Source organism: Pseudomonas sp. CFBP13508 (assembly GCF_005233515.1).
Lineage (GTDB): Bacteria > Pseudomonadota > Gammaproteobacteria > Pseudomonadales > Pseudomonadaceae > Aquipseudomonas > Aquipseudomonas mercuritolerans.
The window spans coordinates 61,423-76,381 of sequence record NZ_QFZZ01000009.1 but is presented as its reverse complement, the minus strand read 5'-3'; the positions used below and the strand labels follow the sequence as shown (position 1 = coordinate 76,381).

Below are 14,959 nucleotides of genomic sequence, written 5' to 3'. Positions count from 1 at the left end.
GGCTGACGCAAACCGTGGCAATTGTTGCTCTGTTGCCAGGCCGTGCGACCGCCGATTCAGGGCAGCAGTTTTTTCAGATCCTCCAACCCCACCGGACGGCTATGCAAATAACCTTGATACAAATGGCAGTCCAGCCCCTGCAAGAACGCCAACTGTTCCGGCGTCTCCACGCCCTCGGCAATCACTTCCAGCTCCAAGCTGCGCGCCATCGCGACAATTGCGCGAATGATCTCCGCGACATTGGAGTCGGTGATCGCATCGCGGATGAACGACTGGTCGATTTTCAAGGTGTCCACCGGCAGGCGTTTCAGATAGGTCAGCGATGAGTAACCGGTGCCGAAATCATCCATGGCGAAGCTCACGCCAAGCTTTTTCAGGCGGCGCATTTTGCTGATGGTGTCTTCCAGATTCTGGATGACGATGCCTTCGGTAATTTCCAGTTTAAGCAGCGAGCAGGGCAGGCCGTGGCTGGTCATGCTGTGTTCGATGCGTTCGACGAAATCGTTCTGGCGGAACTGTCTCGGGCTGATGTTCACGCACAGGCTGAAGTTCAGCGGGTCGACCAGTTTCAACGCGATCAGTTTTTTGAAGGCGTTGCAGGCTTCATCGAGGATCCACGTGCCGACTTCGAGAATCAGGCCGCTGTCTTCCAGTACCTTGATGAACTCGGTGGGCGATTGCGCGCCGAGTTCGGGATGATTCCAGCGCACCAGCGCTTCGGCGCCGATGATGCGGTTGTCGCGGGCATCGACCTGCGGCTGAAAGTGCACGTTGAACTCGCCGCGTGACAGCGCCAGACGCAGGTCGGTCTCCATGCGCAGGCGTTCGCTGGCCGCTTTCTGCATGGTGTTGTGATACATCTGCGTGGTGTTGCGCCCGGAGTCCTTGGCCCGGTAAAGGGCGATGTCGGCGCGTTTGAGCAGGTCGGTCGGGGTCGAACCGTGATCGGGGATCAACGCGACGCCAATGCTCGGCGTCACTTGCAGGCGCTGGCCATCGAGGAACATCGGCTCCGAAAGCAATTCGCGAATGGTGTCGGCCAGCGCGCGCACTTGTTCGCTGACTTCACTGCGCGAACCTTCGAGGCCGCTGAGCAACACCACAAACTCATCGCCACCGAGGCGCGCCACCGTGTCTTCCATGCGCACGCTGGCTTCGAGCCGCGCGGTGATGATTTTCAGCACGGTGTCGCCGACCGGGTGACCGAGGGAATCGTTGATGTGCTTGAAGTGATCGAGGTCGAGAAACAGCAAGGCGCCGCGTAGATTGTGGCGCTTGAGCAGGGCGATCTGCTGACTCAAGCGATCCATCAGCAGCGCGCGATTGGGCAGGTTGGTCAGCGGGTCGTGATAGGCCAGGTGACGAATCTGCGCTTCGGCGTTCTTCAACAGGCTGACGTCGCGCGCGGTCAGCAGCAGGCACGCGGTTTCGTTGAGGGTAATCGGCTCGACCGAGACTTCCACCGTGAGCAATTCGCCGCGCTTGTTGCGCCCGAGCATTTCCTGATGATGCACGCGTCCCTTGATCTGCAACTCGGCGAGCAAGGTCGAGCGTTGTTTCTCTTCGGCCCAGATCCCCACCTGATAAACGGTTTTGCCCACCACTTCGTCAGCGCGGTAGCCGGTGAGGCGACAGAAACCGTCGTTGACCTCCAGATATCGCCCGGTGTCGCGCTCGGTGATGGTGATCGCGTCTGGACTTGAGTGAAACGCCTTGGCGAATTTTTCTTCGCTGGCCTTCAGCGCCGCTTCCGAGCGCTGTTGCTGAGTAATGTCGCGCAGGGTGGTGACGATGCACGGCTGATCGCCGACGCTGATCTGCCGGCTGGAAATCACGCAGGTCAGCGACTGGCCGTCCTTGTGCTGGACGAGAATGGCGACGTTGCTCAGGCCTTGTTCGCGAATCACCCGTTCGATGCGTTGCAGGCTTTTCGCCGAGGCGTCCCACAGGCCGATTTCCTCGGCGGTGTGGCCAATCACGTCGGCGGCGCTCCAGCCAAAAGTCTGGCTGAAGCTGGAATTGATCTCGATGAACTCCCCGGTTTCCTGGCGCGTGACGCAAATCGGATCAGGGCTGACCTGAAACAGCGTGGCGAATTTCTCTTCCGAGGCGACCAGACGCTGCTCGCGCTCGACCTGATCGGTGATGTCCAGCAACGTGCCGGCCATGCGCAGCGGCGCGCCGTTGTCGTCGCGATAGAGACGCGCGCGGCTTTCCAGATAACGCGAGCTGCCGTCGGGCAATTGCACGCGGTAGGTCAGTTGATAATTGCCGGCCGGACCTTCGCGCAGGCTGCGGTAGGCGTCGCGCATGCTGTCGCGCTCCTCGCCCGGCACGCCTTCGAAAAACTCCTCGAATGATTCATGGAATGGGATCGGCTCCAGCCCGTGCAATTGCGCAGCGCGCGCCGAGCCGTAAAGCATGCCGCTGGGGATGTGCCAGTCCCAGGTGCCGAGTTGCGCCGAGTCCAGCGCCAGGTCGAGGCGTTCCTGGCTGTCCTTCAAGGCCAGTTCGGCGGCTTTGCGTTCAGTGGTGTCGAGGAAGGTGCTGAGCAGATAGGGCTGGCCTTCGAGCTCGACCTTCTGCGCGCTGAGGATGCCGTCGTGGACCTGGCCGTTGCTGGCACGGAACTGCACTTCCATGCTGATCAATTCGCCCTTGGCTTTGGTTTTCTTCACCAGTTCGGCGCGTTGCTCGGGGTGCACCCACAGGCCCAGTTCCAGGGTGGTGCGGCCGATCGCGCTTTGCACCGGCCAGCCGAACAGGCTTTCGAAATACTGGTTGGCCTCGCTGATCAGGCCGTCCTCCTGACGGGTCAGCAAAACCATGTTCGGGCATAGGTGGAAAAGTGTAGCGAAACGTTTCTCCGAGCTGCTCAAGGCCTGCTCGCGCTGGCGCTGGTGGGTGATTTCGCGAATCACCCCGATCATTCGGGGCCGGCCGTTCTTGTCTGGCAGCAGGCTGCCGCTGATCTCCAGCCAGTGCAGGCTGCCGTCGGGCCAGCGGATGCGGTGATGCATCGCCTGCTCCAGCGGGGCGCCGGCGATCACCGCGTGGAAGGCACGCACGGTTTTTGCGCGGTCCTCCGGTGGCAACAGGTCGAGGTATTCCAGGTCGGCGGGTAATGGCTGCCGTGGATCGAAACCGAACAACGCCTGGGTGCCTCGCGACCAGCTGATCTGCCCGCGCTCGATGTCCCAATACCAGGCACCGAGCCGCGCGCCGTTGAGCGCGGCGAGCAATTGTGGCGCGCTTTCCCAGCTCTGCTCGGAATGGCGCGGATCAACAGCCTGGATTCGCGGCATCGGCGGAATTCGGTCAACAGATTTCGGCATTGTCAGCGGGCCTTGAGCTGAGTGGCGTTAGGCACAGGAGCGGCTCTATAGAAGTAGCACAAGTCAGGCCGGGATCCCTGGCCGATCGATTTGTGCATCCAGCAGGGCCATGAAGGCGCGTGCTGCATTCGATAGCGTCCGTTCGGTGTGCAAGATATAGCCTAGCTGGCGAGTGAGCTGTATGCCCGGCAATGCGATGCTTGCCACTTGTTCGTCGAGCATGGTGCGCGGCAGCACGCTCCAGGCCAGGCCGATGGAGACCATCATCTTGATGGTTTCCAGGTAGTTGGTGCTCATGGCGATGTTCGGCGTCAGGCCCTGAGCTTCGAACAAACGCTGGACGATGTGGTGGGTAAAGGTGTTGCCGCCGGGGAAAACCGCCGGATGACCGGCGATGTCCGCCAGACTGACGGCGCCGTTATTGATCAGCGAATGCTCCGGGGCGACAACAAAATCCAGCGGGTCGTCCCATACCGGCGTGGCTTTGACCAGGGTATGCGGCTCCGGCGCGAGGGTGATGACCGCCAGTTCGGCGCGGCCGTGGAGAATTTCCTCGTAGGCCACTTCCGAATCAAGGAACTGAATATCCAGCGCGACCTGTGGGTAGCGGCGGGTGAACTCCCTTAATAGAGGTGGCAAGCGGTGCAGGCCGATGTGGTGACTGGTGGCCAGGGTCAGGCGGCCGCTGACTTCACCGGTCAGGTTGGTCAGGGCGCGGCGGGTGTCGTCGAGCACGTTAAGAATCTGATAAGCCCGTGGCAGCAGGGCACGACCGGCCTCGGTCAGGCCGACTTCGCGGCCCAGTCGATCGAAAAGGCGCACCTTTAATTGCTGCTCAAGACCGGCGATGCGCTTGCTGATCGCCGGTTGTGTCAGGTGCAGGCGTTCGCCAGCGCCGGAGAAGCTGCCGGTCTCGGCGATGGCAATAAAAGCGTTGAGGTTAGCCAAGTCCATGTCGCATTCCAGTTGGTTATCCAAAGCATAAAAAATATGAATTTGAGTTATTTAATCTAACCCCATAGGATCGGCCTCACAAGCCAAAGGGTTATAAGCCCAGGGCATAGAAACAAGCTGATGAGGAACCGTCTGATGGCCGGCAAAACGCTCTACGACAAGCTCTGGGATTCGCATTTGGTCAAGCAGCGCGACGATGGCTCGGCGCTGATCTACATCGATCGTCACATCATCCACGAAGTGACTTCGCCGCAGGCTTTCGAAGGCTTGCGTCTGGCCGGGCGCAAGCCTTGGCGCATCGATGCCAACATCGCGACCCCGGACCACAACGTACCGACCACCCCTGAGCGTAAGGGCGGCATCGAAGCCATTGCCGACCAGGTCTCGCGTTTGCAGGTGCAGACCCTCGACGACAACTGCGATGAATACGGCATCGTCGAGTTCAAGATGAACGACGTGCGTCAGGGCATCGTTCACGTGATCAGCCCGGAGCAGGGCGCGACGTTGCCGGGCATGACCGTAGTCTGCGGCGACTCGCACACTTCGACCCACGGTGCATTCGGTGCGTTGGCCCACGGCATCGGCACCTCCGAGGTCGAGCACGTGCTCGCCACGCAGTGCCTGGTGGCCAAGAAAATGAAAAACATGCTGGTGCGCGTCGAAGGCCAATTGCCGTTCGGCGTGACCGCCAAGGACATCGTCCTTGCGGTGATCGGCAAGATCGGCACCGCCGGCGGTAACGGCCACGCCATCGAATTTGCCGGCAGCGCGATCCGCGATCTGTCCGTTGAAGGCCGCATGACCATCTGCAACATGTCCATCGAAGCCGGCGCCCGCGTCGGCCTGGTAGCGGCGGATCAGAAGACCATTGACTACGTCAAAGGTCGTCCATTCGCGCCGAAGGGCGAACAGTGGGACATGGCCGTCGAAGCCTGGAAAGACCTGGTTTCCGATGCCGATGCCAAATTCGACACCGTGGTCGAGCTCGACGCCGCGCAGATCAAGCCGCAAGTCAGCTGGGGCACTTCGCCTGAAATGGTCTTGGCCGTGGATCAGAACGTGCCGGACCCGGCCAAGGAAATGGATCTGGTCAAGCGCGACTCGATCGTCCGCGCCTTGAAATACATGGGTTTGACCGCCAATCAGGCGATCACCGACATTCAGCTGGATCGCGTGTTCATCGGGTCCTGCACCAACTCGCGGATCGAAGATTTGCGCGCTGCGGCAGTGATTGCCAAGGGCCGCAAGGTCGCCTCGACCATCAAGCAGGCGATCGTGGTGCCGGGCTCGGGTCTGGTCAAGGCGCAGGCCGAAGCCGAAGGCCTCGACAAGATTTTCCTCGAGGCCGGTTTCGAATGGCGTGAACCGGGCTGCTCGATGTGCCTGGCGATGAACCCGGACCGTTTGGAGTCCGGCGAGCATTGCGCGTCGACGTCCAACCGTAACTTCGAAGGCCGTCAGGGCGCCGGTGGCCGTACCCACCTGGTCAGTCCGGCGATGGCAGCGGCGGCAGCGGTGAACGGCCGTTTCATCGACGTTCGTGAATTGATCTAAAAGGAGCGCAGCATGAAAGCTTTTACCCAGCACACTGGTCTTGTCGCGCCTCTGGATCGTGCCAACGTCGACACCGATCAGATCATTCCCAAGCAGTTCTTGAAGTCGATCAAGCGCACCGGTTTCGGTCCGAACCTGTTTGACGAGTGGCGTTATCTGGATGTTGGCCAGCCGTATCAGGACAACTCCAAGCGCCCGTTGAACAAGGATTTCGTCCTCAACGCCGAGCGTTATCAGGGTGCCAGCGTGTTGCTCGCCCGCGAGAACTTCGGCTGCGGCTCGAGCCGTGAACACGCGCCGTGGGCGCTGGAAGAGTACGGTTTCCGCAGCATCATCGCGCCGAGTTACGCCGACATCTTCTTCAACAACAGTTTCAAGAACGGCCTGCTGCCGATCATCCTCAGCGATGCAGAAGTTGATGAACTGTTTAAGCAGGTTGAAGCCGAGCCGGGTTATCAATTGCAGGTCGACCTGCAAGCGCAGACCGTGACCCGCCCGGATGGCAAGGTCTACAGCTTCGAGATCGACGCGTTCCGCAAGCACTGCCTGCTCAATGGTCTGGACGATATCGGCCTGACCTTGCAGGACGGCGATGCGATCGCGACGTTCGAGGCCAAGCATCGAGTTAGCCAGCCGTGGTTGTTTCGCGACGCGTGATTCGAGATTGATGTAGTCAGGGCGGGCCTCTTCGCGAGCAGGCTCGCTCCCACAGGGAATGTATTTCAAACAACACTGCTTACAGGATGTGACCCATGACCAGCACCCCCCAGCACACCCAGGTCGTCCAGAAGCAATTCGGCGAACAGGCCGCCGCTTACCTGAGCAGCGCCGTTCATGCCCAAGGCAGTGAATTCGCGCTGCTGCAGGCTGAGCTGGCCGGGCAAGGCGCGGCACGGGTGCTGGATCTGGGTTGTGGCGCCGGTCACGTCAGCTTTCATGTGGCACCGCTGGTCAGGGAAGTGGTGGCTTACGACCTGTCGCAGCAAATGCTTGATGTGGTTGCCGGCGCTGCCGTCGATCGCGGCTTGAGCAACATCATTACCGTCAACGGTGCTGCCGAGCGCTTGCCGTTCGCCGATGGCGAGTTCGATTTTGTCTTCAGCCGCTATTCGGCGCATCACTGGAGCGACCTCGGTCTGGCCTTGCGCGAAGTGCGTCGGGTGCTGAAGCCGGGCGGGGTGGCGGCGTTCGTTGATGTGTTGTCACCGGGCAGTGCGTTGTTCGACACTTACCTGCAAAGCGTTGAGGTGTTGCGCGACACCAGCCATGTCCGCGACTACTCCGCCGCCGAGTGGCTGCGCCAGGTCAGCGAGGCCGGTCTGCATGTGCGCAGTACCACCCGTCAGCGCCTGCGTCTGGAGTACAGCAGTTGGGTCGAGCGCATGCGCACACCTGAAGTGATGCGCGCGGCGATCCGCCAGTTGCAGCAGTCGATGGGCAACGAAGTGGGTGAGTATTTTGAGATAGATGCCGACGGCTCGTTCAGTACCGATGTGATCGTACTGATGGCTGAGCGATAAGAATTTTTCCCGGCGCGCCGTTCACTGGCGCACCGCTTGAAGACACGAGGAAAGCATGAGCAAGCAGATTCTGATTCTCCCGGGTGACGGTATTGGTCCGGAAATCATGGCCGAAGCGGTCAAGGTGCTGGAATTGGCCAATGACAAGTACAGCCTGGGCTTCGAGCTGAGCCACGACGTGATCGGTGGCGCGGCCATCGACAAGCATGGCGTGCCGCTGGCCGACGAAACCCTTGATCGCGCCCGCGCTGCCGACGCTGTGCTGCTGGGCGCTGTCGGTGGGCCGAAATGGGACACCATCGAGCGTGACATCCGCCCTGAGCGCGGCCTGCTGAAAATCCGCGCGCAACTGGGCCTGTTCGGCAACCTGCGCCCGGCGATCCTGTATCCGCAACTGGCCGACGCGTCGAGCCTGAAGCCGGAAATCGTTGCCGGTCTGGACATCCTCATTGTCCGGGAGCTGACCGGCGGCATTTACTTCGGCGCGCCGCGTGGCACCCGTACGCTGGACAACGGCGAGCGTCAGTCCTACGACACCCTGCCGTACAGCGAAAGCGAAATCCGCCGCATCGCCCGTGTCGGTTTCGACATGGCCATGGTGCGTGGCAAGAAGCTCTGCTCGGTGGACAAGGCCAACGTCCTGGCGTCCAGTCAGTTGTGGCGTGAAGTGGTCGAGCAAGTGGCCAAGGATTACCCGGAAGTCGAACTGAGCCACATGTACGTCGACAACGCCGCCATGCAACTGGTGCGCGCACCCAAGCAGTTCGACGTGATCGTCACCGACAACATGTTCGGCGACATCCTCTCCGACGAAGCGTCGATGCTCACCGGCTCGATCGGCATGCTGCCGTCGGCCTCGCTGGACTCCAACAACAAGGGCATGTACGAGCCTTGCCACGGTTCGGCGCCGGACATTGCCGGTAAAGGCATTGCCAACCCGCTGGCGACGATCCTGTCGGTGTCGATGATGCTGCGTTACAGCTTCAATCTGCACGACGCTGCCGATGCCATCGAAAAAGCCGTCAGCGTCGTGCTCGATCAGGGCTTGCGCACCGGTGACATCCACTCGGCCGGTTGTACCAAAGTCGGTACGCAGGAAATGGGCGACGCAGTAGTCGCCGCGCTGCGGAATCTGTAATCTCTCGGGCCCGCTGCGAAATTCAATACAAAGCAGCGGCCCACTTTTCAAGAAGGTGTAGTTGCGATGAAACGTGTAGGTCTGATCGGTTGGCGCGGGATGGTCGGTTCCGTGCTCATGCAGCGGATGCTGGAAGAGCAGGATTTCGATCTTATCGAGCCGGTGTTTTTCACCACGTCCAATGTCGGTGGCCAAGGCCCGTCCGTGGGCAAGGACATTGCTCCGCTCAAGGACGCTTACAGCATTGACGAGCTGAAGACCCTCGACGTGATCCTGACCTGCCAGGGCGGCGACTACACCAGCGAAGTATTCCCCAAGCTGCGCGAAGCCGGCTGGCAGGGTTACTGGATCGACGCGGCGTCGAGCCTGCGTATGAACGATGACGCTGTGATCATTCTCGACCCGGTCAACCGCAAGGTCATCGACCAGCAGCTGGACGCGGGCACCAAGAACTACATCGGCGGCAACTGCACCGTCAGCTTGATGCTGATGGGCCTGGGCGGTCTGTTCGAGGCCGGTCTGGTCGAGTGGATGAGCGCCATGACCTATCAGGCGGCCTCCGGTGCCGGCGCGCAGAACATGCGTGAACTGATCAAGCAGATGGGGGCGACCCACGCCGCTGTCGCCGATCAGCTGGCCGACCCGGCCAGCGCGATCCTCGACATCGACCGTCGCGTGGCCGAGGCCATGCGCAGCGAAGCGTACCCAACCGAAAACTTCGGTGTACCGCTGGCCGGCAGCCTGATCCCGTGGATCGACAAGGAACTGCCGAACGGCCAGAGCCGCGAAGAGTGGAAGGCCCAGGCCGAGACCAACAAGATCCTTGGCCGCTTCAAGAGCCCGATCCCGGTCGACGGCATCTGCGTGCGCATCGGCGCCATGCGTTGCCATAGCCAGGCACTGACCATCAAGCTCAACAAAGACGTACCGATCGCCGATATCGAAGGGCTGATCAGCCAGCACAACCCGTGGGTCAAGCTGGTACCGAACAACCGCGAAATCAGCATGCAGGAGCTGAGCCCGACCAAGGTCACCGGCACCCTGAACGTACCGGTCGGTCGTCTGCGCAAGTTGAACATGGGTTCGCAATTCGTCGGCGCCTTCACCGTCGGCGACCAACTGCTGTGGGGCGCGGCCGAACCGCTGCGCCGCATGCTGCGGATCCTGCTGGAGCGTTGATCGCTTGAAGCAATGAGAAGCCCGTGCCTTGTGAGAGGTGCGGGTTTTTTTATGCCAAGGATTTCTCCGGTGTCTGTGCTGCCTTTTTCGCGAGCAGGCTCGCTCCCACATTGAAGTGCGGTCCCTGTGGGAGCGAGCCTGCTCGCGAAAGGGCCGGCACAGCCGCCGCAAATCCCGCAGAAATTGCCTGTGCGCCACCCACCCGGTAAAGTGCCGCTCCCCCCGTTTTGCCAGAGGTAGCTCCATGACCCAGACTTTCGATATCGCCGTTATCGGCGCCACCGGTACTGTCGGCGAAACCCTCGTACAGATTCTCGAAGAGCGCGACTTCCCGGTCGGCAATCTGCACCTGCTGGCCAGCAGCGAATCGGCCGGCAGCTCGGTGCTGTTCCGCAACAAAAACGTCCGTGTGCGCGAGGTCGACGAGTTCGATTTCAGCAAGGTCAGACTGGTGTTCTTCGCCGCTGGCGCTGCGGTGTCGCTGAGCTACGCCGCTCGCGCCCATGCTGCCGGTTGCTCTCTGATCGATTTATCCGGCGCGTTGCCTGCGGAGCAGGCGCCACAAGTGGTGCCCGAGGCCAATGCCGATATTCTCGCCGGTCTGAAAAGCCCATTCCAGGTCAGCAGCCCAAGCCCGTCGGCCACCACGCTTGCTGTGGTACTGGCGCCGCTGCTCGATCTGCTCGATCTGCAATACGTCAACGTCACCGCCAACCTGGCCGTTTCTGCGCAAGGGCGCGAGGCGGTCACCGAGCTTGCGCGGCAGACTGCCGAGCTGCTGAACATGCGCCCGCTGGAGCCGACCTTCTTTGATCGGCAGATGGCGTTCAACCTGCTGGCGCAAGTCGGTACGCCTGATGCGCAGGGCCATACGCTGCTGGAAAAGCGTCTGGTACGCGAGTTGCGCCAGGTTCTGGCAAAACCTTTATTGAAGATTTCTGCCACTTGCGTTCAAGCCCCGGTGTTTTTTGGCGATAGCTTTAGCGTGACCTTGCAGTCAGGCAGCGCTGTTGACCTGGAAAAGGTCAACGCCGCGCTCGAGGCTGCACCGGGCATCGAGCTGGTCGAGGCTGGCGATTATCCGACCGCTGTCGGCGATGCGGTGGGGCAGGACGTGGTCTATGTCGGCCGCGTGCGCAGTGGTGTCGACGACCCGGCGGAACTAAATCTTTGGCTGACGTCAGATAACGTACGCAAAGGCGCGGCGCTCAATGCCGTGCAATTGGCTGAGTTGTTGATAAAAGACCTGCTGTAAAAGATACTTGGCAACAATTTGTCGACTGATTCTAGGTGAGCGCTATGCTTGCCCGAAGCGCGTCGATGACGAGTCACCCTCCGGGACTTTCCGGGGCAGCACAGAAATGATCGCGCGCGGCGACTTCCGTCGTCGCGCGCAATGCCTTACGGCAGCGGTATTCAAAAGCTTCTCGCTGGCCGAGGAACGTTCAAACAAAGGATGAGGCTATGGTTCAAGTTCGCAAACTGGTGTTAGCAATAGCGGCCGCCTCGGCGCTGTCCTCCGGTATGGCGCATGCCCTCGGGCTCGGGGAGCTGACCCTGAAGTCGACCCTGAACCAGCCGCTGGTGGCTGAAATCGAGCTGCTCGACGTCAAGGATCTCACCGCCGCCGAGGTGGTGCCGAGCCTGGCTTCCCCTGAAGATTTCGCCAAGGCCGGCGTTGATCGTCAGGCCTTTCTCAACGATCTGACTTTCACCCCGGTGCTCAACGCCAACGGTAAAAGCGTATTGCGCGTGACCTCGAGCCAACCGCTGTCGGAACCGATGGTGAAGTTCCTCGTGCAGGTGATGTGGCCCAATGGCCGCCTGCTGCGTGATTACAGCGTGCTGCTCGATCCGTCGAAGTTCTCGCCGCAGACCGCAGACGCCGCCGCGCAGCCGGCGCCGTCGCAGACCATCACCGCGCCAACCACTGGCGCCACCCATCGCAATCAATACACCACCACGCCGCGCGACACCCTGTGGGAAATCGCTGCGAAGGCGCGCAACGGTGGCTCGGTGCAGCAGACCATGCTGGCGATTCAGGCGCTCAATCCAAATGCCTTTATCGACGGCAACATCAACCGTCTGAAAACCGGTCAGGTGCTGCGTCTGCCGGATCCGGTACAAAGCACCGCGCTGCCGCAGTCGGCGGCCATCGCTGAAGTGGCGGCGCAGAACGAAGCCTGGCGTCAGGGCCGTCGTTACGCGGCCAAGCCTGGCACCGGTCAGCAGCAGTTGGATGCGACCAATCGTGGCCGTGGCAATACCGGTACAGCGGCCAACACTCAGGACAACCTGAGCCTGGTCTCGGCGGAAAGCGCCAAGCCCGGTGCGAAAGGCCCGGCCGGCGACGCCAAGGCGCTGAGCAACAAACTGGCAATCACTCAGGAAAACCTCGACACGACCCGTCGTGACAATGAGGAACTGAAAAGCCGCATGGCGGATCTGCAGAGCCAGTTGGACAAGCTGCAAAAGCTGATCGAGCTGAAGAACAATCAGCTGGCGAAGATGCAGGCCGACGGCGCTGGTGCCGGCGCTGCGCCTGGCGCCACTGCTGCTGTACCGCCGGTGCCGGCGATCACTGCCGAACTGGCGGCGACCCCGCCAGCCACCCCGGCCGACGCCGCAGCGGCTTCACCGACTCCAGAGTCGGCCATCGCGCCGCCAGCGGAAACCCCGGTTGAGCCAGTCGTCGAGCCGGTGGTCGAAACCACGCCTGCTGCCGCCGATGACGACAAAGCCTTCAATGAACTGCTGACCAATCCGATCCTGCTCGGCCTGATCGGCGGCGGTGCGGTGGTTCTGCTGCTTCTGTTGTTGCTGTTGGCGCGTCGTCGCAAAGCCCAGCAGGAAGCCGAAAAGCATCTGCGCATGGCCCGCGCTCTGGCTGAAGAGCAAGAATTCTCCGCTGAGCAGGAACTGCCGGAAAGCAGCTTCTCTGGTCTGGAAACCCCGGCAGCCAGCGTCAAACTCAATACGCCAGCTCCGGCACCTGCACCAGCCCCTGCACCGGTCGTCACTCCGGTGGTGATGGCTGCGCCGATTGCCGCACCTCTGGTGGCCCCGGCCGGCGAGCGATCGGATGACGTGCTCGACAAAGCGCAATCGCACATCAATGCCGGTCGCCTCAATCAAGCCGCCGCGCTGCTGGAAGAGGGCGTGAGCCTTGAGCCGGAACGCAGCGATCTGCGCCTGAAGTTGATGGAAGTCTACGGCCAGCAGGGCGACCGCGATGCGTTCGTCGCGCAGGAGCGTCAACTGGTGGCTAATGGCGATAACTTCGCCAAGGTCGAAGCACTGAAAAGCCGCTTCCCGGCCATGGCCGTGGTTGCTGCCGGTGGGCTGGCGGCTGCCGCCGTCGCTGCCGAGCTGGACGCACAGTACGTCAAGGAACTGTTGCAGGACGAGCCGGCAGCGCCGGAGCCAGCCACTGACGATCTGGACACAGCCTTCGATTTGAGCCTGGACGATCTCGACAACATCACCCCGGTCGATCCTGCGCCAGCGGTCGAGCCAGAAGCGCCGGTCGAGCTCGACGCATTTCCGGCTGAAGACGATCTGAGTTTCGCCTCGGTGCTGCAGGAACAGACCGAGATGAAAGACAATCTCGACGATCTATCGGACTTCGATCTGGATATGGATCTCGGCGCCGAACCATCGCCGGCCACGTTGGCTGAAGATGACTTCCTGCTGGATCTGGACGACGGCGTGAAAGATCTGCCGCCGGTCGAGACGCCGGTAGTCGCCGACGTGCCGCAGGACGATCTGGAATTGCCAGCCGATTTCGACCTGTCGCTGGCGGACGAAATGGACAGCAACCCGGCTGCTGAGCCGGATGCCTTCTCGGCCGAGCTGGACGACGTCAATGCCGAGCTGGATCGCCTGTCGCAAAGCATGGCCGAACCGAGCTTCACCGAAGCGGACGCAGCGTTGGGTGATGATTTGGGCGAAGACGATTTCGACTTCCTCGCCGGCACTGACGAAGCAGCGACCAAGCTCGATCTGGCCCAGGCCTACATCGACATGGGCGACGCCGACGGTGCCCGTGACATCCTCAACGAAGTGTTGACCGAGGGTGACGAGAAGCAGCGGGGCGAGGCCAAGGAAATGCTTTCCAACCTGGCGTAAGTTCAGCGGTAAACAACAAGCGGCAGCCCGGTGGGGCTGCCGTTTTTGTTGGTGCCGGATTCGGCGGTGTCTGATCGATTGCTTTCGCGAGCAGGCTCGCTCCCACAGGGGGATGCATTGCAAATGTGGGAGCGAGCCTGCTCGCGAAGGCGGCGGTACTGCCGATAGAGAACTCTGGCATCCCCGGCCCACCGCCTTATAATGCCCGCCTTTGCAAAATCAGCAGGCTGTCCCACCTTGGCAAACATAGATAACCCGGTCGCCGAAATGGCGCCCGACGGCTTTTACCGCGTCGCACTGGGCGTTGAGTACAAAGGCTCGCGCTACAGCGGCTGGCAGCGTCAGTTGACCGGTGTGGCGACGGTGCAGGAAGAGCTTGAAAAAGCCCTGTCGAAAGTCGCCAATTCACCGGTTTCCCTGCAATGCGCCGGGCGTACCGACGCCGGCGTGCATGCCTGCGGCCAAGTGGTGCACTTCGACACCCAGGTTGATCGCTCGCTGAAAGCCTGGGTCATGGGCGCCAACATCAATCTGCCCCACGACATCAGCGTCAGTTGGGCCAGGGTCATGCCGGCGCATTTTCATGCGCGCTTCAAGGCCATCGCCCGGCGTTATCGCTATGTGATCTACAACGATCAGATTCGCCCGGCGCACCTCAATGAAGAAATCACCTGGAATCACCGCCCGCTCGACGCCGAGCGCATGGCCGAGGCCGCGCAGTACCTGATCGGTACCCACGACTTCAGCGCGTTCCGGGCTGGTCAGTGCCAGGCCAAGTCGCCGATCAAAAAGATGCATCACCTGCGCGTGACCCGTCACGGCAAGATGATCGTGCTCGACATTCGGGCCAATGCCTTCCTGCATCACATGGTGCGCAATATTGCCGGTGTGCTGATGACCATCGGTGCCGGGGAGCGCCCGGTGGAGTGGATGAAAGAAGTGCTGGAGAGTCGCGAGCGTCGCTCCGGCGGGGTGACGGCGCATCCATATGGGCTCTATCTGGTACAGGTTGAGTACCACGACGAATTCCCGTTACCCGAACGCTTTATCGGGCCACATTTCCTTACGGGTTTCTCCGAACTTGACGGCTGACGCCCTCGAACGCTTTTGTTACCATCCGGGACGTTTTCGGATTTTGCCTTGAGGTTTTC

The 14,959-nt window shown here is 61.3% G+C and carries 10 protein-coding genes; 8 read left to right on the top strand and 2 right to left on the bottom strand.

Annotation, left to right across the window (positions count from 1 at the left end; all coding sequences use genetic code 11):
• Window positions 1–56: 56 nt before the first annotated feature.
• Window positions 57–3,335 (bottom strand): PAS domain S-box protein, encoded by a 3,279-nt coding sequence (locus PspCFBP13508_RS22855; protein WP_137215750.1) that lies wholly within the window; start codon window positions 3,333–3,335, stop codon window positions 57–59.
• A 63-nt stretch (window positions 3,336–3,398) separates the two neighbouring features.
• A complete protein-coding gene (locus PspCFBP13508_RS22850) occupies window positions 3,399–4,289 on the bottom strand; it encodes a LysR family transcriptional regulator (RefSeq protein ID WP_024012384.1) in 891 nt (296 codons plus the stop codon).
• A 135-nt stretch (window positions 4,290–4,424) separates the two neighbouring features.
• Here PspCFBP13508_RS22850 and leuC point away from each other — a divergent pair, with 135 nt between their 5' ends.
• The 8 genes from leuC to truA all read left to right on the top strand — a co-directional run bounded on the left by leuC (window position 4,425) and on the right by truA (window position 14,900).
• A complete protein-coding gene (gene leuC / locus PspCFBP13508_RS22845) occupies window positions 4,425–5,843 on the top strand; it encodes a 3-isopropylmalate dehydratase large subunit (protein WP_016773930.1) in 1,419 nt (472 codons plus the stop codon).
• 12 nt (window positions 5,844–5,855) lie between these two features.
• Window positions 5,856–6,500 (top strand): 3-isopropylmalate dehydratase small subunit, encoded by a 645-nt coding sequence (gene leuD / locus PspCFBP13508_RS22840; RefSeq protein ID WP_007913445.1) that lies wholly within the window; start codon window positions 5,856–5,858, stop codon window positions 6,498–6,500.
• A gap of 95 nt (window positions 6,501–6,595) precedes the next feature.
• Window positions 6,596–7,363: a class I SAM-dependent methyltransferase gene (locus tag PspCFBP13508_RS22835; protein ID WP_137215749.1), complete on the top strand. Its 768-nt coding sequence runs from the start codon at window positions 6,596–6,598 to the stop codon at window positions 7,361–7,363.
• A gap of 55 nt (window positions 7,364–7,418) precedes the next feature.
• Window positions 7,419–8,501 carry a 3-isopropylmalate dehydrogenase gene (gene leuB, locus PspCFBP13508_RS22830; protein ID WP_016773933.1) on the top strand — a complete coding sequence of 361 codons (1,083 nt, stop codon included), beginning with the start codon at window positions 7,419–7,421 and terminating at the stop codon, window positions 8,499–8,501.
• A 66-nt stretch (window positions 8,502–8,567) separates the two neighbouring features.
• Window positions 8,568–9,680: an aspartate-semialdehyde dehydrogenase gene (asd, locus tag PspCFBP13508_RS22825; RefSeq protein WP_071171651.1), complete on the top strand. Its 1,113-nt coding sequence runs from the start codon at window positions 8,568–8,570 to the stop codon at window positions 9,678–9,680.
• Window positions 9,681–9,924: 244 nt separating this feature from the next.
• Window positions 9,925–10,935 (top strand): aspartate-semialdehyde dehydrogenase, encoded by a 1,011-nt coding sequence (locus tag PspCFBP13508_RS22820; RefSeq protein ID WP_137215748.1) that lies wholly within the window; start codon window positions 9,925–9,927, stop codon window positions 10,933–10,935.
• 209 nt (window positions 10,936–11,144) lie between these two features.
• Window positions 11,145–13,808 carry a FimV/HubP family polar landmark protein gene (locus tag PspCFBP13508_RS22815; RefSeq protein ID WP_137215747.1) on the top strand — a complete coding sequence of 888 codons (2,664 nt, stop codon included), beginning with the start codon at window positions 11,145–11,147 and terminating at the stop codon, window positions 13,806–13,808.
• A gap of 267 nt (window positions 13,809–14,075) precedes the next feature.
• On the top strand, window positions 14,076–14,900 hold the full coding sequence (gene truA, locus PspCFBP13508_RS22810) for a tRNA pseudouridine(38-40) synthase TruA (protein ID WP_016773937.1): 825 nt from the start codon (window positions 14,076–14,078) through the stop codon (window positions 14,898–14,900).
• The last annotated feature ends 59 nt before the right edge of the window (window positions 14,901–14,959 follow it).

What these genes read in the sequence shown, in the direction of transcription:
- PspCFBP13508_RS22855 (WP_137215750.1), bottom strand. Translation starts at nt 3,335, where the DNA reads ATGCCGAAATCTGTTGACCGAATTCCGCCGATGCCGCGAATCCAGGCT.
- PspCFBP13508_RS22850 (WP_024012384.1), bottom strand. Translation starts at nt 4,289, where the DNA reads ATGGACTTGGCTAACCTCAACGCTTTTATTGCCATCGCCGAGACCGGC.
- leuC (WP_016773930.1), top strand. Translation starts at nt 4,425, where the DNA reads ATGGCCGGCAAAACGCTCTACGACAAGCTCTGGGATTCGCATTTGGTC.
- leuD (WP_007913445.1), top strand. Translation starts at nt 5,856, where the DNA reads ATGAAAGCTTTTACCCAGCACACTGGTCTTGTCGCGCCTCTGGATCGT.
- PspCFBP13508_RS22835 (WP_137215749.1), top strand. Translation starts at nt 6,596, where the DNA reads ATGACCAGCACCCCCCAGCACACCCAGGTCGTCCAGAAGCAATTCGGC.
- leuB (WP_016773933.1), top strand. Translation starts at nt 7,419, where the DNA reads ATGAGCAAGCAGATTCTGATTCTCCCGGGTGACGGTATTGGTCCGGAA.
- asd (WP_071171651.1), top strand. Translation starts at nt 8,568, where the DNA reads ATGAAACGTGTAGGTCTGATCGGTTGGCGCGGGATGGTCGGTTCCGTG.
- PspCFBP13508_RS22820 (WP_137215748.1), top strand. Translation starts at nt 9,925, where the DNA reads ATGACCCAGACTTTCGATATCGCCGTTATCGGCGCCACCGGTACTGTC.
- PspCFBP13508_RS22815 (WP_137215747.1), top strand. Translation starts at nt 11,145, where the DNA reads ATGGTTCAAGTTCGCAAACTGGTGTTAGCAATAGCGGCCGCCTCGGCG.
- truA (WP_016773937.1), top strand. Translation starts at nt 14,076, where the DNA reads ATGGCGCCCGACGGCTTTTACCGCGTCGCACTGGGCGTTGAGTACAAA.